Consider the following 22450-nt stretch of genomic DNA (forward strand, 5'->3'; position numbering starts at 1 on the left):
TTCGGCTACCGGCGCGGTCCGCCGCGACCGCCACGGTCACGGTCCCGACCGCCACGGTCGCGGTCACGGCCGCCGCTGTCCGGGCGCTCGCGCCGCTCGGGCTCGACCCAGCCCTCGGGGGCCGGCAGCAGGGCCTTGCGGCTCAAGCGCACCTTGCCCGTACGGCTGTCGATCTCGACCAGCTTGACCTCGATGGAGTCGCCCACCTGCAGCACGTCCTCGACGTTGGCCACGCGGCGGTACTCCAGCTCCGAGATGTGCAGCAGGCCGTCCTTGCCGGGCAGGAACTCGACGAAGGCGCCGAAGTCGACGATCGTCTTGACCACACCCTTGTAGACGCGGCCCACTTCCGGCTCGGCCATCAGGCCGGTCACGTAGGCCATGGCCGCCGCGCCGCCCGCCTGGTCGATGCTGGAAATGAAGACCATTCCCTCGTCGTCCACCTCGATGGTGGCGCCGGTCTCTTCCTGGATGCGCTTGATGACCTTGCCGCCCGGGCCGATGAGCGTGCCGATCTTGCTGACCGGGATCTGCACCGTGTCGATCTTCGGGGCGTACGGGCTCATCGTCGCGCGCGGGCCGGCCAGGTGCTCATCCATCACGTTCAGGATGTGCAGGCGGGCCGCCTTCGCGTCGCCCAGGGCCTTGTTCATGACCGCGCGGCTGATGCCGGCGATCTTGGTGTCCAGCTGGAAGGCGGTGATGCCGTCGCGCGTGCCGGTGACCTTGAAGTCCATGTCGCCGAGGTGGTCCTCGACGCCCAGGATGTCGGTCAGCACCGCGATGCGGTCGTCTTCCTTCACCAGGCCCATGGCCACGCCGGCCACGGCCTTGCGGATCGGCGCGCCGGCATCCATGAGCGCCAGGCAGCATGCGCAGACGGTGGCCATCGACGACGAACCGTTGCTCTCGAGGATGTCCGACACCAGGCGGATGGTGTACGGGAAGTCCTCGAGTTCGGGCAGGATCGGCCGGATGGCGCGCTCGGCCAGCTTGCCGTGGCCGATCTCGCGGCGACCGGTGCCGCTGTAGCGACCCGTCTCACCGACCGAGAACGGCGGGAAATTGTAGTGCAGGTAGTACTTCGACCAGTACTGCTCGCCGCCCAGCGGCTCGATGCGCTGCTCGGCCTGCTTGCTGCCCAGCGTGACGGTGCCCAGGGCCTGCGTCTCGCCGCGGGTGAACAGGCAGGAGCCGTGCGCGCGCGGGAGCACGCCGGTCTCGATGGTGATCGGCCGGACCGTGGTCAGGTTGCGGCCGTCGGCGCGGGTGCCCTCGGTGAGGATCATCTCGCGCATGAGCTTCTTCTCGGCCTTGGCGAAGGCCTCCATCATGGCCGGGTCGGCCTTGCCCTCGGCGGTCATGAACTGGGTGGCAACCTTGGCCTTGGCGGCATCCAGCGCGTCGGCGCGCTCGTGCTTGCCCTTGACCGTGATCGCGGCCTTCAGCTCTCCACCGACGAACTCGACGACCTTGGCCAGGTTGGCCGAGGTGTCGGCGACCACCGGGTCGGCCCACTTGGTCTTGCCGCCGGCCTTCTGCAGCAGTTCGCGCTGCAGGGCGTTCAGCTTGCGAATCCAGCCGTGCGCGAACTCGATCGCGTCGAGCAGCCGGTCTTCGGGCACTTCCAGGCATTCGCCCTCGATCATGCAGACGATGTCGTCGGTGCCGGCCACGATCAGGTCCATGCACGAGGACTCGAGCTGCTCGAAGCTCGGGTTCGGCACGAACTCGCCGTCGAGGTCGGCCACGCGGATGCCCGAGACGATCTCGTGGAACGGGACGTCAGAGAGCGCCAGCGCCATCGAGGCACCGGTGATGCTCAGCGTGTCGGCGTGGAATTCGGTGTCGGCGCTGATGATGAAGGCGATGATCTGCGTCTCGTTGCGGTACCCCTTGGGGAACAGCGGGCGCAACGGGCGATCGATCAACCGGGCGGTGAGGATCTCACGCTCGGTCGGCTTGCCTTCGCGCTTGAAGAAGCCGCCCGGGATCTTGCCGGCGGCGTAGGTCTTGTCACGGTATTCGACCATCAAGGGCAGGAAGTCCTTGTCGGTCGGCTTCTGGTCGGCGGCGACCGCGAGCAGGCTCATCGTGTCGCCCATGCGCACGACGCAGGAGCCGCTGGCCTGTCGGGCCATGCGGCCGGTCTCGAGACTGAAGGTCGTCCCGTTCATCTCGAGGCTTACAGTCTGCTTGTTCAACATAACTCGTTCATTCCTTCCATCCGCTTGCTCAGCGCGCCAACGGCCCTATTGCCGGAAGCGCTCCGTGGGCGCAGCTTTTGCGCCCGTCCGCAGGTGACCCCGCTGAAAACGGCAGTCGGCCGCGCCGTCCAGCGGCGCGACCGACAGCCTGCAGGGCTCACGTTCCGGTGACTGTCATCAGCCCCGGATGCCCAGGTCCTTGATCAGGGCGCGATACCCCTCAAGGTCCTTCTTCTTCAGGTAGGACAGCAGCCGCTTCCGCTGACCGACCATCTTCAGCAGCCCGCGGCGGGAATGGTGATCCGCCTTGTGCATCTTGAAGTGATCGCCCAGGGTGTTGATCCGCATGGTGAGCAGCGCGATCTGCACTTCCGGCGAGCCCGAGTCACCCTCGTGCTTGCGGTACTTGCCGATCACCGCGTCCTTCTGATCCTTGGTCAGTGCCATCGTCCAGAACCTCCAGAAAACACGTCACGCCGCGGCGTCACGATGGCCGCAGGCCGGCCGCCTTTTCCCGTCTGCCGATGCGTCAACGGGAACGAGGCGGGACCAGTGCACCCGTTCCGGAACATTCCGGAACCGGGTGACGGCGCCGACCCGCCGTACGAATTGCACGCGAACTGCCGGGCTGGAATCGGCGGACGTTGCCGCCCACGACCCCGGCCCGGAACTCGCGTTGGACAAGATAGGGGCCGTTTGGGCGATGCAAGCGCAAAGCCGGGCCCTTGGCCCCGGTTCCGGGAGCGTTCCCGCGGGGTGCGCTTCCCGGCCCGGCGGCCGTCCGGAAGTAGGTATCGTCAAGGGAAACCTCAACTTGAGGGGCGTGTGCCCTACTGGCGGGCAGCCTCCCGCAGGATGGCGGCCAGGCGGGGCGCCACCACATCGACGCTATAGGACTCCTGCACCAGGCGGCGTCCGGCCCGGCCCAGGGAGCGGCGGGTGGCCTCGTCCTGGAGCAGGTCGATGATGGCGGCGGCGGCTTCACCGGGCGCGGCGGCTGCCCGTCCGACGTTGGCGCCGGCGAGCACTTCGACGTTCATGCCGACCGGCGACACCACCGCCGGCACCCCGCAGGCCAGGTATTGCAGCATCTTGAAGGAGCACTTGCCCCGGGCCCAGGGCGAGTCGGCCAGCGGCATCAGCCCGAGGTCGAGCGAGCGCAGGAACGGCGCCTCGGCCGCCGGGCTCCACGGCACCCAGTCGACGCGACCCTCCGGGAACACGCCGGTCGGCAGCGGCCGGTCGGCGCACAGGCGCAGGCGCAGTTCGGGGAACCGCTCCAGCACCTCGCGCAGCGCGTCCTTCCACAGAAGCAGCGACGGGTAGTTGGTCGAGGTGCCGATCCAGCCCACCGCCGGCGGGCGCGACTCCACCACCTCGCCGGTGGACGGCGCGAACAGCGAGGTGTCGACGGCCGTCGGCAGCACCTCGACCCGTTCACAGTGCTGCCCGAACCACTCGGCCAGGTAGGTGTTGCCGGCCACGACCACGTCGCACTGCCGGGCCAGCCGCGCGGCGAAGCCCCCGCCGCGGCGAAGCCAGATGGCGTCGTCGACATCGAGCACGCGCGGCCGCGCCGTGGCGAACTCGGGCGTGTTCAGCGTGCTGACGAACTCGCTGCAGAAGCGTGACGCGGTTGCCGGGCCTGCCCTATGCGTTGCCGCCACGGCGGGAATGCGCGCCAGCACGGTGGCCGGCAGCCACAGCGGACGCAACCAGCGGTTGCGCGGCGGAAAGCTGGACACGCGCGCAATGCGCAGGTCGAGATCGATGCCTGCGCGGTCCAGGGCCGGCGCCAGTTGCTCGACGCGGAAGCGCGCCGAAGGCACCGCCTTGCCGCCGGTCAGCGCCGTCACGCGCAACCGCTCAGTCATGCCGTCTCCGATCGACCAGCACGCCGCCGCGCAGCAGCACGAACGCTAGCCCGTACAGGTAGAGCATGAGCACCGCCTCGTTGAAGCGGTAGACGTACATGAAGCAGCTCATGAACAGGCCGTAGGCGAACAGCGCGTAGACCAGGACGTGTCCCCAGTAGCCCGGCCACCGCGCGCGCAGGTAGAGGCGCGTGCCCACGAAGCCGAGCAGGCCGCAGATGGCCACGGCGCCCGGCCAGGTCCACTCCTGGTAGAGGATGCCGAACATGGAGTAGACATTGAACAGCGTCGCCCCGATGTCGGTGAACGGGAGGGCGAACGGCACCGAATCGACCAGGCCCAGCAGGTCGCCGGCGGGTTTCCAGATCGCGTTCAGCGTCACGGCGCCGGCAATGGCCGGAGGCGCCACCTGCCCGTCGAGGATGTTCTGCATCGCCGGCCAGGCGCCCACGAAGTAGAGGTACGGCCAGTGCAGTTGCGGCACGCTCGCGAACCAGCCGTTGCCTGCCGTCACGATGTCCGAGACGAAGATGTCGACCTTGCTGTTGTAGATCACGAAGAACCCGAGCAGCACCGCCCCCGTGACGGCCAGGTGGCGCGGGCGGAACCGGTCCGGGCGCGCCAGGCTCCAGGTGACCAGTGCGGTGAGCGCCGAGTAGAACACGAAGCCCTTGATGCCGGCGAGCAGCAGCCCGAACAGCGCACTGAGCACCAGCGGCACATCGAACCGCCCGCGCAGCCCGCAGGCACGCTTGAGCACGAACGCCGGCAGCACCAGGATGCCCAGCATGTTCATGTAGCCGATGCCCTGCATCTGGAACTCGTCCTGCAGCATCCACAGGTGGGCCAGCAGCATGCCGATCCCGCCGCGGCGCGTGACCAGGATGAAGGCCGCGGTCATCCAGCCCACCGTGGCGATGGCGGCCGTGATGTGGAAGAAGGCGACAAGGCCGCGCGTGTCCAGGTTGCCGAGCACGGCTTCGGGCGGCGGCGGCCGGCGCCTCACGGCAACGGCGCAACCGAGGGCATAAGCCAGCAGGCACGAGAGCAGGACCAGGTGCGTGGCGGCCGAGACGTCCTTCATCCCCAGCAACCGCAGGTGGTAGGCGCACACCGATGCACAGTTGATGCACACCAGCAGGCTCAGGGGTGAACCAGTGCCCGAACAGCCGCCACGATCCCAGCAGGGCTCCCGCGCCCGTCAGCAGGAAGATGACAAGCCACAGGACATCGCCGAACCCCATCATGGCGCGCCCTCCAGCCTGCGCAGGCCGCGCCGCACGATCTCCCCCGTGCCCACCAGCACCCAGGCCGAGCCGATGAGCATGGTCCAGGCGGCGCCCATCATGCCCAGGCGCGGCACGAGCACGGCGCCGGCGGCGAACATGGCCGCCACCGAGGTGAGGTGCACCCACAGCTGCGACGTGAAGGCGCGCATGGCCGTGGCCGGCGCCCCGAGCAGGCTGGCCACGTAGAGCACGGCGCCGCCGGCCATGACCAGCACCAGCAGCGGCACCTGCGTGGCGTACTCGGGCGTGTACATCAGCGAGAGCAGCGGCCCGCCCGCGACGACCGAGACGACCACGCCGGCAATGCCGAGGCCCACGCCCAGCAGCGTGAGCTGGCGCAGGCGACGACGCAGGTTGGCCGTGTCGCGCGCCGCGACGTCGCGGCCCAGCCCGGCCAGGGACGACTGCGCGAGGGCCTGTGTCATGGTGTTGCCGGCGATGACCAGGTACGAGAGCGCCGAGAAGATGCCCAGATCGGCCTCGCCGTGCGAGCGCTCGAGGATGGCGCGCGGGATGGTGGCACGCAGCTGGATGGCCAGGAATACCGTGCCCATGGGCAGCGAGAGCAGGGCCAGGCGCCGCATGACGGCGCGGTCGAAGCGCGGCCGCATCGATTGGCCGGGGCAGGCGCGCACGAGCCGGGCCGTGCGCGGCAGGTCGAACACGACCAGCACCAGCAGCCAGCCCGCCACCATCGAGGCCAGGCTCAGGTCGAGCGAGCCGGTGGTGCGGAACACGACGCCGAACAGGGCCAGCGCCGCCACGCCCTTGGCCATGAGCGAGACCGCGGCCAGGTCCATGCGCTCCTGCTTCTGCTGGAAGCCGAAGTAGATGTCGGACATGGATTCGACGGCGCGACCGAGGCCGAACAGGCAGATGACCAGCGTCTGCGCCGGTGAATAGCCGAACCAGGCGACCAGGCCCACGACCAGCAGCGCCGGCGGCAGCAGCGCCACGCGCAGGCCCAGGTAGTCCTGGAACGTGTACTCGCCGCGCGCGTCGGAGGCCAGCACGGGCCGCAGGCTCAGCTGCGCGAACATGAGCACCGGCGAGGCGATGGCCGAGCCCAGCGAGAACCGGCCCACCACCTCGGGGCCGCCCAGCTTGGTGAGCAGCGCCAGCTGCGCCCACAGGCACAGCGCGTAGACGATGTTGCCCACCAGGGTCCAGGCGAAGTTCCGGCGCAGGGAGAGCGCGGCCATCGTCAGTTGCCGCCCTGCTTCACGCGGGGCATGGTCGGCGGCAGCTCGGCCCTGTCGCCGGTGTGGCCCTGGAAGTCGGGCACCAGGAGCAGCAACTCGCTCCAGAGCGCGGCGCGGTCGCCAACGCGCGCGGCGGCGATCAGGCGCTCGGCGGCCGCCTGCACGAAGGCCACGTCGATGGGCTGGCGGCGCGCGGCCAGCACGCCGGGATTGGCCGTGGCCTCGGGCTGTTCTCCCTCGGCCCACAGTTCCTCGTAGAGTTTCTCGCCCGGGCGCAGGCCGGTGTAGGTGATGGCGATGTCCACGTCGGGCGTGAGGCCCGAGAGGCGGATCATGCGGCGCGCCAGGTCGTCGATCTTCACCGGCTGGCCCATGTCGAGGATGAAGACGTCGCCGCCGGTGCCCATGGTCGCGGCGAACAGCACCAGCTGCACCGCCTCGGCGATGGTCATGAAGAAGCGCTCCATGGTCGGCTCGGTGACGGTGACAGGGCCGCCGCGCGCGATCTGGCGCGTGAACATCTCCACCACGCTGCCGGCCGAGCCCAGCACGTTGCCGAAGCGGATGATCATGAAGCGCGTGACGCCGCCGTCCTGTTCGTGGCGGCCGAGCACCAGCTTCTCGGCCACCTGCTTGCTGGCGCCCATCACGTTGGTGGGCTTCACGGCCTTGTCGGTGGAGATCATGACGAAGCGCTCGACGCCGTGGCGCACGGCCATGGCCGCCAGTTGCCGCGTGCCCAGCACGTTGTTCAGCACCGCTTCCTCGGGATGGAACTGCAGGATGGGCACGTGCTTGTAGGCCGCGGCGTGGAAGACGATGTCGGGCTTCACGTCGCTGAAGAAGCGCTCCAGCCGCACCTCGTCGCGGATATCGCCCAGCAGGAACGACATGCCGCAGCGCGCGCCGCCGTCGCACAGCTCGCGTTCGATGCGGAACAGGCCGTTCTCGTCCTTGTCGAGGCAGGCCAGGAAGGCCGCGCCGCCGTCGACCACCTGCCGGCACAGCTCGGAGCCGATGCTGCCGGCCGCGCCGGTCACCAGCACGCGCTTGCCCTTGAGCAGGCCGGCCAGCACCTCCTGGTCGCCGACGATGGGCCGCCGGTTCAGCAGGCTGGTGGTGGAGAAGTCCTCCACGCGCCGCACGCCCGGCTTGTCGGACTCCATGATCTCCCAGAAGCTGGGCACCGACTTGAGCGGCAGCCCCGTCTCCTGGCAATAGCCGAGAATGCGGTACAGCTGCGTGGTGGTGGCCGAGGGAATGGCCAGCACCAGCACTTCGGCCTGCACCTGGCGCGCGACCTCGGCAATGTCCTCGATGGAGCCGAGGTTGGGCACGCCGCGGATGGTCATGCCGCGCGTGTGCGGGTTGTCGTCGACCACGGCCACGGGCTTGAAGCCGCCCAGGCGCGGCGACTGCATGGCTTCGATGGTCAGTGCGCCGGCGTTGCCGCCGCCGATCACCACGGCGCGGCGGCGCGGGGCGCGGTTACCCAGGCGGTCGGCAGGACCGCCCACGATGCGGTAGGCGAACCGTCCGGCCGTGAGCAGGCCCAGGCAGAGCACCATGTCGATGGCGAGTGTGGACAGCGGGAACCCGCCCGGGCGCCGCCAGAACAGCCACAGCGCGATGATGATCAGGGCGCTGCTCGCCAGCACGCTCATCACCAGCGGCGGCAAGTCCTCGACCGAGGCGAATCGCCACGACTGCCGGTGCACGCCCGAGGCCCAGAGAAAGAGCAGGCGCACGGGCACCGTGACCGCCAGCATGGCCAGCCACCACAGGTGCCACTGGTTCATGCCGGTGGCCAGGAACCTGTCGAGCACGAGGAAGCGCAGCACGAACGACGCCGTGACCGAGACGGCCGTCAGCACGCCGAAGAACAGGAGCGTGAACAGCAGGCGGTGTCCGCGGACGAGGCGGGTCAGCCGTCCGTCCTCGCTCAGCAGGCGCGTGCCTGCCCGGTGCATGCGGCGGCGACCATCGGACCGGTCTGCGGATTCGTCACTCGTGGCCATATCGCAGGCGCTTCCTCCCTGGCGGGCCGCCGGCGCCCCGGCGCCGGGGGCCGGCTGACAGCGGCGTTCCCTCACCGCCGAAGGATAATGCCCGCGGCGGCGGATGTCTGCCGCCAATTGGGCCCGGCCGGCCCATTTCCGACCACGCCGGCCCTGCCGCCCCAGAGTCCGCTTGACCGCCCGCCCGCCGGTTCTCACTATGGACGGCCCGGCCCCCACAAGCCGGCCTGTGGTCCCGAACGGAGTCTCAAGGGCATATGCTGGAAGCACCCCTCTTCGCGTTCCTCGGCGCGGTGGCCCTGAACCTGGTGGCAACCCCGTGGCCTCATTCGCGCGCTGCGGGAACGCTCGCTGATGGACATTCCCAACGACCGCAGCAGCCACGACATCCCGGTGCCGCGCGGCGCGGGCATCGCCATCGTGGCCACCTGGCTGCTGGGCATCAGCAGCACCTGGGCCCTGCGCTATCCGCTGCCGTCGCTCGGCACTCTGGCCCCGACGGGTTCGTGCTGGCGGCGGCCGGCGGCATGCTGGTGCTGGGCGTGCTCGGCTTCTGGGACGACCGCCACGACCTGAACCCGTACGTGAAGCTGGCCGTGCAGCTGGCCGTGACGAGCGGCGCGCTGTGGCTTTCGGGCCTGCGCATCGCCGACCTGGGCCTGCCGGTGGGACAGGGCCAGCCGCTGGGCGTGTGGGGCTGGGCGCTGGCAATGGTCTGGCTGGTGGGCTTCACCAACATCTTCAATTTCATGGACGGCATCAACGGCCTGGCCTTCACGCAGCTGACCATCGGCGGTGCGGCGTTCTGCCTGATGGGCGTGGCCACCAGCGACTACGAGCTGGCCATCTCCGGCGCTGGCCTCGGGCGCGGCCCTGGGCACGCTCAAGTACAACTTCCCCCGCGCCCACGTCTTCATGGGCGACGTGGGCAGCCTGCCCTCGGGCTTCCTGCTCGGCTTGATGGCGCTGCGCGCCGGCTTCGGGCCGCGGGCCGAGGGCACGCCCTGGGTAGCGGCCGTGCTGGTGCTGTGGCCCTTCCTGTGGGACGGCGGCTGGACGCTGCTGAACCGCGTCTTTCACGGACGCAATCCGTTCCGCCCCCACCGCAGCCACCTCTACCAGCGGCTGTCGGTGATCGGCATGTCGCACCAGGCGATCACCATCCGCTACGCGCTGGCGATGGGCGCCTGCGGCGCGGCCGGCCTGCTCGGCACGCACCGCGGCCCTTCGTTCCTGCGCGCGGCCCTCGGCCTGATCCTGCTGGGTTCGGTGCTCTACACGGTGCGCGTGGTGACGCGGGTGCGGGCCAGCATGACCGAGAACGGGAACGGGAAAACGCCCGGGGTGTAGAATACTGTTTGGCCCTACCGACCACGGCGCACCGCCGCCGCCATCGCCCGCAACCCTCGTCCACCGTGAACGGCGGCGTCCACTCCAGACGCGAGCGCAGCAACGCATCGTCCACCGCCAGGTCGCCGAACAGGCGTTCGACCAGGCGGCTGCGCCCGGCAGTACGCGCCGCAGTCTCGAGCACGCGCACCGGCACCGGCAGCAGGCGCGCCGGGCGGCCGAGCGCCGCGCCCAGGCGCCGGGCCAGTTCGGGCGTGGAGAGGTCTTCGCCGTCACGCACGACGAAGGCGCCGGTGATGTCGGGGCGTTCAAGCACGCGCACAATGAGGTCGGCGAGGTTGCCCACGAAGATGAGGCTGCGCCGGTTGGTGACGCCGCCCACCGGCAGCCAGCGTCCGGCGAGGATGAGCCGTTGCAGGCGGTCGAGATTGGCACGCACACCCGGGCCGTAGACCAGCGGCGGCCGCAACGCGCACCACGACAGGCCGGCCGTCTCTCCGAGCGCGGCCAGCGCCTGCTCGGCCGCGAGCTTGCTCAAACCGTAGGCGTCGGGCGGGCTGCAGGGTGTGGCCTCGGTCCAGGGGCGGCCGCGCGGCGAGGCGCCGCCGATGGCCTTCACCGAACTGAGGTAGACGAAGCGGGTGACACCGGCGCGCGCGGCGGCGGCGGCCAGCGTCGCGGTGCCCTGCGTGTTGACCCGCGCGTGCGCCGCATCGGCGGCCGGGCCGCGCTCGTCCTGGTGCACGCGCGCGGCGAGGTGCACCACGGCCTGCACGCCGGCCAGCGCGGCGGTCCAGTCGGTGCCCGGCCCGATGTCGCCGACCACGACACTGCGGCACCCGGGCGGCAGCTGCGCCGCATCGCCCGGCTGCCAGAGGGCGCCGGTCACGGTCCAGCCCGCGCGCTGCAGCGCCGGGATCGTTGTCGCAGCCACGAAGCCGGTGGCGCCGGTGACCAGGACGTGCTTCATCGATGGCTCCTGCCCGGCATATCGCCGGGAATGCCGCTGGAAGAATGGGCCGGGGCCCGCCTGCTGCCTTGATAGGCGAGACCGCGCGTGAAGTCCAGCCACGTCTGGAATTAGTGCTTGGTGGGGTGTCGCGACCGACAGTAACTTGAACGTTCGACCGGCCGGGCTACGGCCGCAGTCCCGTCATCCCTTCACCGCCGGCGCGCGTCCGGCCGGGAGTCCGCTCCTTGCTCGCCAAGCCCATGCTGCGTCCCTCGGACTGGCCCCTGCGCTCGGCTGCCTCCTGGCAGTCGGCGCTGGTGATGGTCATGCTCGCGGCAGGGTTCCTCTCGATCGCCGCCAGCCAGCTGGCGCTGGGCCTCTCCCTTTTGCTGATGCTCTACCGCTGGTTCGTGCAGAAGGAGCGCCCGCCGTTCACCGGGCTGGAGCGCACCGCCGCGGCGCTGGCACTGTGGGCGCTGGCGATGGTGCCGCTGTCGACGAACGTGGCGCAGTCGGCCCTTTACTACCGCCGGTTCTACCTGTTCGCCGCCATCTGGACCTGTGCCGCCGCAGCCACCACCGAGCGCAGGCGCGGGTTGATGCTCGCCTTCTTCCTGGGCGGCGCGCTGGTCACGTGCCTGCACGACCAGGTCTACCAGTTGTTCACCCACGGCAGCCTGTTCGGCGACCGCATGGACGTCACCTTCAACTCGATGACCAGCGGCGCGCTGCTGATGCTGGCAGCGCTGGTGGCACTGGGCTTCCTGCTGGCGCCCGGCGTGGGCCGCCGCCTGCGGCTGGTCATGGTGCTGGTGCTGGTGCCGCTGCTGGCGGGTGTGGCCATGACCATGACGCGCAGCGCCGAGCTGGGCCTGCTGGCCGGCGCCGGTGTCATGCTGCTGGTGGTGCGGCCGCGACTGTTCGGCATCTTCGCGGGAGTGCTCCTGATTGCCGCGCTGGTGGTCCTGTTCTACGGCAAGCACTTCCTGCCCCCGCTGGTGAACGAACGCCTGTCCCCCGCCCACCTGCTGGGCGGCGAGAACACCGTCCTGAGGCGCGAGATGTGGGGCGGCGGCTGGGGGATGGTGAAGGCGCATCCCTGGACCGGCGTGGGCGACCGCGGCCTCGAGGAACTGAGCCGCCAGTACTACACCAGCACCACCGACCGCTACTGGGGCCACCTGCACAGCAACATCGTGCACATGGCGGCCATCTGGGGCGTGCCCGGGCTGGTGTTCGGGCAGGGCTTCCTGCTGGCGGGATTCTGGTACCTGCTGAAGCGCTGGCGCCTGCTGCGCCGGCACACCGGGCATCCCCTGGCTGCGGGCTGGACCCTCGGCGCCCTGGGAATGTGGATGGGCTTCTTCGTGGCCGGCCTGACGGAGTGGTACTTCGGCGATGCCGAACCCATGCTCATCTACCTGGCCGTGCTGGGGATCGCGCTGGGCGGCGGCCATCACGCGGCGACGGACGCCTCTGCACACACCGCTGCTTGAACCGGGCGCGCTTCAGCGCGACGCCGTGCCCACGGTCGCGCGCAACCATTCCTGGAACATGAGAACGTCCCACAGGTGGTACTGCCAGTTGCGGCGTCCGGAGAGATGCTCGGCCCACTTGCGGCGGATGGGCGCCGGTTCGAGGTAGCCCTCGTTGCGCAGGCGGGTCTCGTCGAGCAGGTCTTCGGCCCAGGCGCGCAGCGGGCCGCGCAGCCAGCTGTCGATGGGCACGCCGAAGCCCATCTTCGGCCGCTCGACCAGTTCGCGCGGAACGTAGCGGTCGAGCACCTGGCGCAGCGGCCACTTGCCGACGCCGCCCCGCAGCTTGTAGTCGATGGGCAATGACCAGGCGAACTCGACCACGCGATGGTCGAGCATGGGCACGCGAACCTCGAGGCTGGTGGCCATCGCGGCGCGGTCGACCTTCACGAGGATGTCGTCGGGCAGGTACGTGACCAGGTCCATCGCCATCATGTGGTGGACGAAGTGGGCGGCCTGCGGCTGCAGGTCCGGCGTGGTCAGGATGGTGGCGGGCTCGACGCCGCCGACCACGAGCAACGCCGGGTCCGGCCAGTGGCTGACCAGGCGGCGGTAGAGTTCGGCGGCCGAGCGCGCCGTCATCACGTCGGCGCCCTTGTGCAGCTTGTCGCCCACGTTGGCCTGCGCCAGCCCCACCGGCAGTCGCCTCTGGGAAGGACCCGCCAGCCGGTTCCAGGCGGCAGGACTCACCGCACGGATCATCCCGGCCAGGACCGCGCGGGCCGGCACGGGCAGGCGCGAGAACCGCCGCCACAGGTTCTGGCCCAGCACGTAGCGCTGGTAGCCGCCAAAGAGCTCGTCACCCGCGTCGCCGCTGATGGCCACGGTCACATGCCGGCGCGTCAGCTGCGACACCACGAAGGTGGGAACCTGCGAGACGTCGGCGAACGGTTCGTCGTACATGGTCGGCAGGCGGGGAATCACGTCGAGCGTCTGCGCCGGAGTGACTTCGAGCTCGGTGTGGTCGGTGCCCAGGTGGCGGGCCACGGCGCGCGCATGGGCGGCCTCGCTGTAGCTGCCTTCCTGGAAGCCGATGGTGAAGGTGCGCACGGGCCGGGTCGACTGCGCCTGCATGAGCGCCACGATGGTCGAGGAGTCGATGCCGCCGGACAGGAACGCGCCCAGCGGCACGTCGGACATCATCTGCCGCAGGACGGCGTCGCGCAGCAGGGTATCGAGGGCGGTGACCGCCTCGTCGGGCGAGCCGGCGAACGGGTTGGCCTGGCCGGCGGCCACGGCCTGCCGCGCGTCCCAGTAGCGGTGCGGGCCGGCGTCGCGCCCTTGCGCATCGATCCGCAGCAGCGAGCCCGGCGGCAGTTTCGCGATGCCCTCGTAGATGGAATACGGCGCCGGCACGCAGCTGTGGCGCAGGAAGAGGGCGAGCGCGCCGCGATCGATGCCGGCGTTGAACGCCGGGTGCGCGCGCAGCGCCTTCAGCTCGGAGCCGAACAGGAGCACGCCGCCCTGCCGGCCGTAGTAGAGCGGCTTCTCGCCCAGGCGGTCGCGGCCGAGCACCAGTTCGCGCGATGCGGCGTCCCACGCCGCGAAGGCGAACATGCCGATGGTGCGCGCGACCGTCTCCTCCACGCCCCAGGTGTCGAAGCCGGCGAGCAGCGTCTCGGTGTCGGAATGGCCGCGCCAGGCGGGCGCCGCCGCGCCCAGTTGCGCGCGCAGGTCGAGATGGTTGTAGATCTCGCCGTTGAAGGTGAGCATGAAGCGGCCGCTGTGCGAGGCCATGGGCTGGTGGCCGGCCGCCGAGAGGTCGACGATGGACAGGCGACGGTGCGCCAGGCCCACGCAGCCGTCGGCGGTGGCCCAGGCGTCGGCGTCGTCGGGCCCACGGTGGGCCAGGGCGGAGCCCATCCGGCGCAGCACCTCGAGCGGGGACTGGTCGGTCCGCGCCCCTTCGGGCAACATGAATCCGGCAATGCCGCACATCAGGCGCGCTCTCCCCCATGCCGGCCGGCGGCCAGCAACCCGTCGTAGAAGGCGCCGTAGCGTTCGGCCACGTCGCCGATCTCGAAATGCTCCTCCACCCGGCGGCGCGCGGCCGCACCCAGCTCGCGGCGTTCGGTTTCCGGCAGCGCCAGCAGGTCGGCTACGTGGTCGCCCAGCCCCTGCAGGTCGGTCGGAGCCACGACGCGCCCGGTCGGTCCCACAATGTACGCAGAATCGCCCACGTCGGTCACGGCGCAGGGCACGCCGCAGGCCATGGCCTCGCCCAGTACGTTGGGGAAGGCCTCGCCGTAGGCCGACGAGGAAACCAGCACGTCGAGCGCCGCCATCAGTCGCGGCACATCGGTGCGCAGGCCCAGGCGATGCAGCGACGCCGTCACGCCCGCGGCGTCGGCAGCGGCAGCCAGTTCCCGGTTCTGTTCATCGACGCCCGCACCGGCCAGCACGAAGTGCGTACCGGGATGCCGCGCCAGCACACGCGCCGCCGCCTCGCAGAACCCGGCGTGGTTCTTCTGCCGGTCGTAGCGACCGACCAGGCCGACCAGCGGTGTTTCGGCATCGACGCCCAGTTCGGCGCGCAATGCGTCACGGGCGGCAGGGTCGGGCCGGAAGCGCGCCAGGTCAAAGCCGTTCGGCACGACGACCATGCGATCGGCCGCGTAGCCCAGCCCCACATGGAGGTCCCTCGCCACCTCGGAACAGGTGACGATGCGATCGGGCACATGCTTCGACAGGCGCGCACAGGCGCTGACCACCAGCCGCGTCGATGATTTCGTGGTGGACGGGTCGAGCCCGCTGTTGCGGATGCACCAGGCCACGGTGGGCACACCCGAAGCCCGCGCCGCCAGGCCCCCCAGCAGGTCGGCATGGTACATCCAGGTGTGGACCAGCTCGGGACGCGTGCGCCGCAGCAATGCAATCATCTTGACCAGCGCCGGCAGGCTGGGCCTGCCCGAGCTCATGCCCAGCGCCGTGACAGGAATGCCCAGGGCGGCAATGCGCGGGCCGATCTCGCCCTCGGTGGTCAGCGAAACGACTGACGGCGCGAACCGCCCGGGCAGGCGCTCGAGGAGCTTGAGCAGCATGGTCTCGGCCCCGCCGGTCGACAGACCGGTGATGACAAAGACCAGCGGACGCCGCGAGACCCGCACCGCCACTCCCAGTCGCCGCGCATCGCCCCGGCGAGGGCGGTTGGAAGGCGCTACGATCGGGGCAGGAGAGAAGGTGTGTCAAGGCCAACCGGCGCGTCGCCCGCCCGGTGGGCGGGCAAGGCGCGGTCAGCGCACGCCCTGGACGGCCTCGATGATCTCGTCGAGCTCGGCGTCCATATCGCCGGCAATCGAAGGCGCCGGCCGCACCGGCAGGTGGGCCACACGCGGGCGCTTCGCGATGACGGGCTCGTCCCAGGCCGGCACGTTGCTGATGACGGGCGCGTCGAGCATGAGTTCGCCGGCGGTCATGGCGCGGGTCGACTTCCACGGCGAGACCGTCTCGAGGATGGTCCAGATGTCGCGCAGCAGCGGGTCTTCCAGGTATTCCTCGTACATGGCCAGCTTGCGGGGCATGACGCGGTCGATGTAGAAGTTCCGCGGCTCAGCGACCTGCGCGTCGGCGAGGATCTGCTCCTCCGTGCGGAACGCAAGCGTGGCGCGGTGCGTGATGCCCGGCCGCACGTTCAGGATGCGCGCGTATTGTTCGGGGAACATCTCGGCGAACTCGGGCACTTCGGGCCGCGGCCCGACCAGCGACATGTCGCCCTTCAGCACGTTCCACAGCTGCGGCAGCTCGTCGAGCTTGGTACGGCGCAGCAGGCGGCCCATGCCGGTGATGCGCGGGTCGCCGCCCGCGGTGACGCCGGCCCCGCGACGGGCAGCATCGACCACCATCGACCGGAATTTGTACATGCGGAACGGGCGGCCCTGCCGGCCCAGGCGCACCTGCGCGAAGACGGCCGGGCCACGGCTGGTGGCGCGGACCGCGAGCGCAATGGCGGCCAGGAGCGGGAGCAGCGCCAGCAAGCCGAAGCCGGCGGCGACGATGTCCAACGAACGCTTGCCCATCGGTCCCTCCGTGGGTTGGGCAATTGGCTTTTCATGCTATTCACAGGTGCAGAGCATCGGGTGTTGTACGGCAAAGCTTTAGTGCAAGTCATGTTCCCGAATGTGCAGATGCAACTCCGTTTGCTGCAAGTTCAATAATGGCATAGTGATGCACGATGAAACGGTTGGCAAGCAAAATTTCGCAAGTATCACAAAAGCCTATCCACAAAGGTGGATAATCCACCACCGCGGCAATAAGGGGCGGGATCTGGTCGGTCGGCCGGCGCCGGGCGGCGCGCCCTACGGGTACCGCCGCTTCACTTCGGCCGCCGAGGCCTTGAGCATCTTCTCCAGCACGCCGAGATCGATGTCCGACAGCCTCTTCACGTACAGGCAGGCCTTGGACATGCGGTGCTTGCCCAGCTTCGCCAGGAGCGCCTCGACGCCGGTGAAGCCGGGCACGAGGTAGATCGTCAGGTCGGCCTTGCGGGAGGCGAACCCCAGCACGCAGATGTCGCCCTCGTGGCCGCTGTCGTACTTGTAGTGGTAGGAGTCGAACCCCACGATGCCGGGGCCCCACATGACCGCCTTCTTGCCGGTGACGGCGGTCATCAACTTCGACAGGGCGCGGCAGTCCTGGCGGCGGACCGGGTCCTCGATGGCGGCGATGTACTGGGCGACGCTGGCCTTGGTGGGCTTGGTCTTGGCTTCGTATTTGGCGGCGGCCATGGGTGGCTCCCGTCGGGGGTGGTTGGGGTGGGTTGGCCGGGTTGGGGTATAGGAGTAGCAAAAGATCGGGGAGGCGGCTAGGGACTCCTCCCCCACCGGCGGCGCCCGTCAGTACGTGGCGGAGCTCGTCCTGTACCGCACCCGCAGCCGGAAATGCCCGAAGTTCGGATACTCCGACGCAGGCACGCCGGGATGGTAAAGCCCCGGAGCCTGATAGATCTTCAGGAAGGTGCGATCCCAGCGGAACGGCGACTGCAGCGCGTTGCTCCGGTAGGCGGCTTCGCCGGCATTGAACGGTGCTTCCATCGGGAAGCGCACGAGTCCCTTGTTGAGATCGAAACTTATGGAGTTAAGATCCACTATTCCGTCGGGAGCCAGAAACCCGTCGGCATCGGTCACATCGAGCCCGAACAACTGGATGTACGGGATGCCGCTCTCGTCGCGCTCCGGCGTTGCGCTGAAGTCAATTCGCTCGATCGCGAGACGGAAAAAGTAAGGATCAATAGTCCAAGACCCGAGAGAATAGATATTCCTCATGACATAGCGGAACGTATTGGCGTCAGCACCTTCGGGCGCCTTGAGCAGCTTCATTCGATAGTAGAGCCCGCTTTCGCCGGGCAGGTTCACGCGCCGGGATTCGTCAACTCCGGGCTCGTCCCCTACGCGATATGCAATCCCGCGATGCTCGTCAATGACAACATACGTGACGGCCAGGACATCATCGGCATTCATCTCGACGCGCACGTCGACACCTTCAAAGTCGCCGTTAGTGTCCTGCATGATATCGAACTGCGTCAGATCACGCCAACGGGGCCCGTGTACCACGGGCGTCAGGAAATCATTCGGCGGGGAATACGCCAATGCCCAGAACACACCTGTCGAATCCGAATAGGCCGCAATATTCGCAATGTCACCAGGCTCCAATGGGCCGGAAGAGACCATCCTGAAAATCCGAATCGAAGACAATACGATCCGCTGGCGCGGCGCCTCGCGGCCAGGAACGTCGAGTCCGGGTGTTCCGCCGGAATGCGGCAGATCCAGCCGGAAGAAGCGGTTGTTCAGGTATTCGTCGGAGGTGGTCAGATATTCCTCCAGCACGGGTGGCGGTGGAGTCGGGACGGGATCCGATGCGTCTCCGCAGCCGCACATGAGGAGCGCAAGCATGGCAGCGATCCATGATCTCGATGTTCGCACGACGACTCCTTCATGGGATCGATACCAGCACGCATGTCGCTGCCGGCAAAGGCTGGAGAGGTCAGACTCCGCTGACTGCTTTCGGTCGGCGGGATTCCGGACGTACGATCAGCAGGACAACCACCGCGTGCAGCACGGTGCCGGGGATGACGCCCCACCACCACCGGTGGTCGTAGATTCCGAGCGACATGGGCACGGAGATGCAAAGCGAGCCAAGAAAGCACCCAACGACCATCCGACGCAAACTGCTCCCCGCCAGACTGGAACCGCAAGCCGGACAGTCGAAGGCAGGCTGCCGGACCCGGTACAGGTCACCGAATCGGATGCGGGCGCCGCAATCGGGACACTTCTTGTCGAAGGGGTTCATGCCGGCTCCTTCGATGGCGCTGATGGAGGTTGGCCGTCCGCTGACTTGCCCCTGACGAAGACTGCATCGGCGGACGCTGCGCGGAAGCGGTGCTGCGCGATCGTACGATACTCCGGCGAATCGTACCAGGCGCGCGCGCCGGCCTCATCGGGGAAGGAGATCAGGACGGTGCGCGTGCCGGGCCAGTGGCCTTCGAGCACGACGGGTGCTTCGTCGACGGCGAGCACCTCGGCCCCGTAGCGAGCCAGCACCGGGTCGGTGCCTTCAAGGTAGCGGGCGTAGCCGGATGCGTCGTGGACGTCGATGCGGGCGATGAAATAGCACTTCAACGGTGACCCTCCTGCCGCTCACGGTGCGCCAGCGGAGCGGGGGGGGGGGGGGCCGGGGGGGGGGGGCCCAGGGAACCTCCGGTTGCCTGATTTGTTCCGTTATCGCGACGCCTGAGCCATCCGCTATTTCCAGAACTCCCACCATTTCCGGTTCACGTGGCGCATTTCGGCCGCCGCGTCGTCCGCAGCAGCTTCGGCATCGTCGCGCCTGATCCGGTCAATGTACTGCTCCATCGTCGCGTCGAGTACCTGATGCTTGCCGGTTTCGAGCTGATAGACGTACACCGGCGAGTCGGCCCTCGAGGCATCCAGGAAGTAGCATTCCTCGCCACGGTCACTGCCGATGAAGAACGGGCTCAGGACACCATTCATCGCCATATCGTCCATGTTGAGATCGAGGATCGCTTCCACAGTATCGGGGAGCATGGCCTCGGTCCCGAACGATTCTGGTGGCAGCGGATAGTGGAGCATCGTGGCCCGGTAGGCGCCGGGCAAGGTTATGGACAGGCGTTCTTCGATCGTCTGCAGGTCGCTCTCGGTCATTGTCCCACCCTCCAGGTCAGGGCCGTGAACCCCAAGCGGGAATTCTCACCCGATTTCAATGCCGGCCGAGCGGGCAGCGTCGAAGTCGGGCTTCATGGGCGCTCGGTTCGTTGCCGCCGATGTCTGGATCACGGGCGCACCGCCACCGTTTCCACCATTTCGGCGCCGTCGGGCTGATGGAAGACGACCCGCACTGTATCAGCGTGGGGCGGCTGCTTCAAGAACTCGCGCCCTCTCCATTCGACCAGCGTTGCGACGTAAAAAACGGCGGGATCAATGTCGTGGATGCCGAACAAGGTGATCTCGTAGGTCGAGGCGCTTTCGGAGATCACGGCATGGTCAAACCAGTAGCTCGTATCGGGCCCGATGGTGCCCGTCAGGCGGACGGCCAGCGGGTCGTCGGGGCTCGCCAACGGTTCGACGGCCATGGAGTTCATGCTGATCGGGTATTCGATGAGGTAGTTGGGCTCCTCGGGGTCGTTGCAACCGGTCATGACCAGGAGGGCAGCGGTCAGCAGGGCTATGAATCGCATATCGATCCTCTCGTGGACATCGCCTACCGATCGATCACCCGCTGGATGCGCTCCTGCAGGTGCAGGTCCTCCTCGCCCTCGAGCAACTCGCGGGCAACACTGATCGCTTCGTCGCACGGAATGTGATAGAGGCAGCTGAGAATGTCCTCAGCGATATCTATCCCACCCTTGTCCCGCTTCGGATCCAACCCGAGATACTGGCTGCGCAATACTGACGCTGCGCGGCAATCGCCGAGGATCGCCAGGTCCTCGCGCACCCCGTGATAGCCCACTCGCTCGACGGATAGAAGCGCTTCAAACACGTCTGTTCCGTTGAACTCGGCAACGCCCCAACGAGCCGCGATGCGGTACAACATCTGCAAGTTCACGCGGTCTTGCGCCCATTTCGAGAGGGCCAACTGTTCTATCGCCGCCAGAATCCGCGGACGCAGGGGATCCTGACGACGGGCCTCGAACTTCGCGGCGGCGACTGGACCGGCCCACTTCGTGCCGTCTGAAATGGGCATACTCCCGAAGCAATCCACCGCCGTTTCAAAATAGGGATCGGTGGTGCCAGCCTCCAAAGCAACGACGCAGCGTACTCCGAACTCGACGCACTCGCCGGCCCAAACCGGGGTGGCTGGCGTGGAGCAGGCCACAAGGGACAGGCAAATTGCTACGAGGCTATCTCGCATCATGTACTCCTGCGACCAAGACCTAATGCAGCAGCGTCACAAACGCGGCGCCGGGAGCGGCTTCCGGATCATATCACACATCCCCGGCACGAGACCGCATAGATCGTCCGGGAATTCCACGCCGCCTTGCCCGTTCCGCTCCGGGCCCAGGGCCGCCAAATGGCTTCTGATTGCAATCGCCGTCGCGTGCCGCAGCGACATTGACATCCCGTGTCCGGTCCGGAAGATGTAGAACCCTTTCCTGACGCCCCGATGCAAACGCTGCAGCCACGCATAGTACGTCACTACGGGATCAGCCATCTTCGGCTGCGATGCCCAATAGCTCTCAGTGTCGTAGGGATCGCCAAGTGTGAAGCCGACGGACGTGCCGTCAGTCAACCGCACGGCAACGGAGTCCATCGTCACTGCCGTTGCGCTTGCAATGCGCTCGAACTCAGAGATGAAGCTGAGCGTGCGTTGCCGAATCAAGCTGCGATCCCAACTTTGCAGCGCCAGTTCCCTTTCGAGCATCGAGCATTCACTTCTGAGTAACGGGGCCATCACGGGCGTTGGTATGACGTCGCGGTCATCGAAGTTGGTGATATCGGGGAAAACGCGAATGCCGTCAATGTAGACGCGATTTTCGCTGCGCCGGACCACGACATTGCCGGAAATCCAGTGCCCATACAGGCAGACCTGGTTTGTCTCCAGTTCCAGAATCTGGTGAGCGGCAGCCGTCGTGTCGCTCTTGATGACACCATCGGTGTCGCGGTCGGGCACGAAATGGAACTCCAGCATCAATGAATCCCGTACCGCCAGCCCGTCCCGCCTGGCCGGCCTGTACTTGCTCAGCCAGGCGGCGAGCATGGCTGCACTCCTAAACGGCGAGCGTGGCCATCCAATCTCCCGCACAGCCTCCACGGCACCCGAAGGGGCGATGACCACCCGGACCGCGACCGAATCCTCCATTGCGGCAAGCCTCATGGAGCGCGAATAATATGCCGCTTCGCGGATCACAATCGACGGGCCTTCGTCCAGACTTGTGCCCTGGGCTCGGGCGCCGGTGGCGGTGGCGAGCGCGATGAGGAGGAAGTGCCAGTACCTGGCTTTCACGGACGCACCTGGAGACGCAGCACGCGCACTACCTCGATTCCATCAGCTGCACATCCACGAGCTCATAGCTCCCTCGTGCCACTCGCCGCAACTCAAAGCGTGTGTCCCAGTAGCGGACCGCGAACTCTGATGGCGAACGCCACTCAAGGAACTCAATTGGCGGTTGGTGCCCCCTCACGAACAGGGTCGCCTTCTGGATCTCGATGGCGCGCTCATGGAAGATATCCCCGTCAATGAGCACGGCATCGAGGAAGTACTCTCCCGGCTCGAAGACCTGTCTGGTGAAGGTGTTCTTCTCGCGATCGAAATCGATTCCCGGCTCCGGCATCGGCCACACAAGCTCTTCGATGATGACCGACGCATGCCCTTCATTGCGGAACGACTCGTTGCACAAACTCACCCTCAACACGAACGAATCCGCAGGCGCTCCGCGCGTCATGAAATGCACGTACTCCGGTGCCACGGCCGACGGCGTCGGTGTTGCCGGCACAATGGTGCCAGCCAATCCGCCGCCTGGCACAAGTGCAAGGCAAACGGCGATTGCGATAATGATTGCCGTATTCACCA

Annotated in this window: 20 protein-coding genes and 1 pseudogene; 2 read left to right on the top strand and 19 right to left on the bottom strand. The window is 68.0% G+C overall.

Annotated features, from left to right (window positions below; all coding sequences use genetic code 11):
• Positions 1-5: 5 nt before the first annotated feature.
• The 6 genes from IPG61_02465 to IPG61_02490 all read right to left on the bottom strand — a co-directional run bounded on the left by IPG61_02465 (position 6) and on the right by IPG61_02490 (position 8590).
• Positions 6-2207, bottom strand: a complete 2202-nt coding sequence (locus tag IPG61_02465) for a polyribonucleotide nucleotidyltransferase (GenBank protein ID MBK6732954.1) — start codon at positions 2205-2207, stop codon at positions 6-8.
• Positions 2208-2384: 177 nt separating this feature from the next.
• Complete coding sequence (rpsO, locus tag IPG61_02470; protein MBK6732955.1) at positions 2385-2654, bottom strand: 30S ribosomal protein S15; 270 nt, start codon at positions 2652-2654, stop codon at positions 2385-2387.
• Between the two features lie 383 nt (positions 2655-3037).
• Positions 3038-4081 (bottom strand): glycosyltransferase, encoded by a 1044-nt coding sequence (locus IPG61_02475; protein MBK6732956.1) that lies wholly within the window; start codon positions 4079-4081, stop codon positions 3038-3040.
• Complete coding sequence (locus IPG61_02480) at positions 4074-5216, bottom strand: oligosaccharide repeat unit polymerase (GenBank protein ID MBK6732957.1); 1143 nt, start codon at positions 5214-5216, stop codon at positions 4074-4076. The genes IPG61_02475 and IPG61_02480 overlap by 8 nt, the downstream gene beginning before the upstream one ends.
• A 108-nt stretch (positions 5217-5324) precedes the next feature.
• Complete coding sequence (locus IPG61_02485) at positions 5325-6572, bottom strand: lipopolysaccharide biosynthesis protein (protein MBK6732958.1); 1248 nt, start codon at positions 6570-6572, stop codon at positions 5325-5327.
• Between the two features lie 2 nt (positions 6573-6574).
• The gene (locus IPG61_02490) at positions 6575-8590 is read right to left on the bottom strand and encodes a polysaccharide biosynthesis protein (protein MBK6732959.1); all 2016 of its coding nucleotides are present in this window, start codon (positions 8588-8590) and stop codon (positions 6575-6577) included.
• 257 nt (positions 8591-8847) lie between these two features.
• On the opposite strand from IPG61_02490, the pseudogene IPG61_02495 reads away from it, so the two are divergent.
• Positions 8848-9438: pseudogene (locus IPG61_02495) on the top strand (hypothetical protein).
• A gap of 308 nt (positions 9439-9746) precedes the next feature.
• On the opposite strand, the gene IPG61_02500 reads toward IPG61_02495, so the two are convergent.
• Positions 9747-10910, bottom strand: coding sequence for an NAD-dependent epimerase/dehydratase family protein (locus IPG61_02500; protein ID MBK6732960.1), 1164 nt, complete (start codon positions 10908-10910; stop codon positions 9747-9749).
• A gap of 227 nt (positions 10911-11137) precedes the next feature.
• Here IPG61_02500 and IPG61_02505 point away from each other — a divergent pair, with 227 nt between their 5' ends.
• On the top strand, positions 11138-12388 hold the full coding sequence (locus tag IPG61_02505; GenBank protein ID MBK6732961.1) for an O-antigen ligase family protein: 1251 nt from the start codon (positions 11138-11140) through the stop codon (positions 12386-12388).
• A 12-nt stretch (positions 12389-12400) separates the two neighbouring features.
• Here the strand turns inward: IPG61_02505 and asnB are convergent, their stop codons facing one another.
• The 12 genes from asnB to IPG61_02565 all read right to left on the bottom strand — a co-directional run bounded on the left by asnB (position 12401) and on the right by IPG61_02565 (position 22448).
• Positions 12401-14365 (bottom strand): asparagine synthase (glutamine-hydrolyzing), encoded by a 1965-nt coding sequence (gene asnB, locus IPG61_02510; GenBank protein ID MBK6732962.1) that lies wholly within the window; start codon positions 14363-14365, stop codon positions 12401-12403.
• Positions 14365-15534 (bottom strand): glycosyltransferase, encoded by a 1170-nt coding sequence (locus IPG61_02515; GenBank protein ID MBK6732963.1) that lies wholly within the window; start codon positions 15532-15534, stop codon positions 14365-14367. Before IPG61_02515 ends, asnB begins: the two co-directional genes overlap by 1 nt.
• A 126-nt stretch (positions 15535-15660) precedes the next feature.
• Positions 15661-16443, bottom strand: coding sequence for a sugar transferase (locus IPG61_02520; protein MBK6732964.1), 783 nt, complete (start codon positions 16441-16443; stop codon positions 15661-15663).
• Positions 16444-16722: 279 nt separating this feature from the next.
• Entirely contained in the window at positions 16723-17151 is a 429-nt protein-coding gene (locus tag IPG61_02525; GenBank protein ID MBK6732965.1) for a DUF1801 domain-containing protein, read from the bottom strand.
• A 108-nt stretch (positions 17152-17259) separates the two neighbouring features.
• A complete protein-coding gene (locus IPG61_02530) occupies positions 17260-18315 on the bottom strand; it encodes a hypothetical protein (GenBank protein MBK6732966.1) in 1056 nt (351 codons plus the stop codon).
• Between the two features lie 91 nt (positions 18316-18406).
• Complete coding sequence (locus tag IPG61_02535; protein MBK6732967.1) at positions 18407-18712, bottom strand: hypothetical protein; 306 nt, start codon at positions 18710-18712, stop codon at positions 18407-18409.
• Positions 18709-19041 carry a DUF1330 domain-containing protein gene (locus IPG61_02540; protein MBK6732968.1) on the bottom strand — a complete coding sequence of 111 codons (333 nt, stop codon included), beginning with the start codon at positions 19039-19041 and terminating at the stop codon, positions 18709-18711. The genes IPG61_02535 and IPG61_02540 overlap by 4 nt, the downstream gene beginning before the upstream one ends.
• A 123-nt stretch (positions 19042-19164) precedes the next feature.
• Positions 19165-19584 (bottom strand): SMI1/KNR4 family protein, encoded by a 420-nt coding sequence (locus tag IPG61_02545; protein MBK6732969.1) that lies wholly within the window; start codon positions 19582-19584, stop codon positions 19165-19167.
• Between the two features lie 128 nt (positions 19585-19712).
• On the bottom strand, positions 19713-20117 hold the full coding sequence (locus IPG61_02550; GenBank protein ID MBK6732970.1) for a hypothetical protein: 405 nt from the start codon (positions 20115-20117) through the stop codon (positions 19713-19715).
• Positions 20118-20140: 23 nt separating this feature from the next.
• A complete protein-coding gene (locus IPG61_02555) occupies positions 20141-20791 on the bottom strand; it encodes a hypothetical protein (protein ID MBK6732971.1) in 651 nt (216 codons plus the stop codon).
• A 36-nt stretch (positions 20792-20827) separates the two neighbouring features.
• Complete coding sequence (locus tag IPG61_02560; protein MBK6732972.1) at positions 20828-21883, bottom strand: energy transducer TonB; 1056 nt, start codon at positions 21881-21883, stop codon at positions 20828-20830.
• A 28-nt stretch (positions 21884-21911) separates the two neighbouring features.
• Positions 21912-22448 carry a hypothetical protein gene (locus IPG61_02565; protein ID MBK6732973.1) on the bottom strand — a complete coding sequence of 179 codons (537 nt, stop codon included), beginning with the start codon at positions 22446-22448 and terminating at the stop codon, positions 21912-21914.
• Positions 22449-22450 lie beyond the last annotated feature (2 nt).

It is taken from the genome of bacterium, from assembly GCA_016703265.1.
In the GTDB taxonomy this organism is placed as follows: domain Bacteria; phylum Krumholzibacteriota; class Krumholzibacteriia; order LZORAL124-64-63; family LZORAL124-64-63; genus CAINDZ01.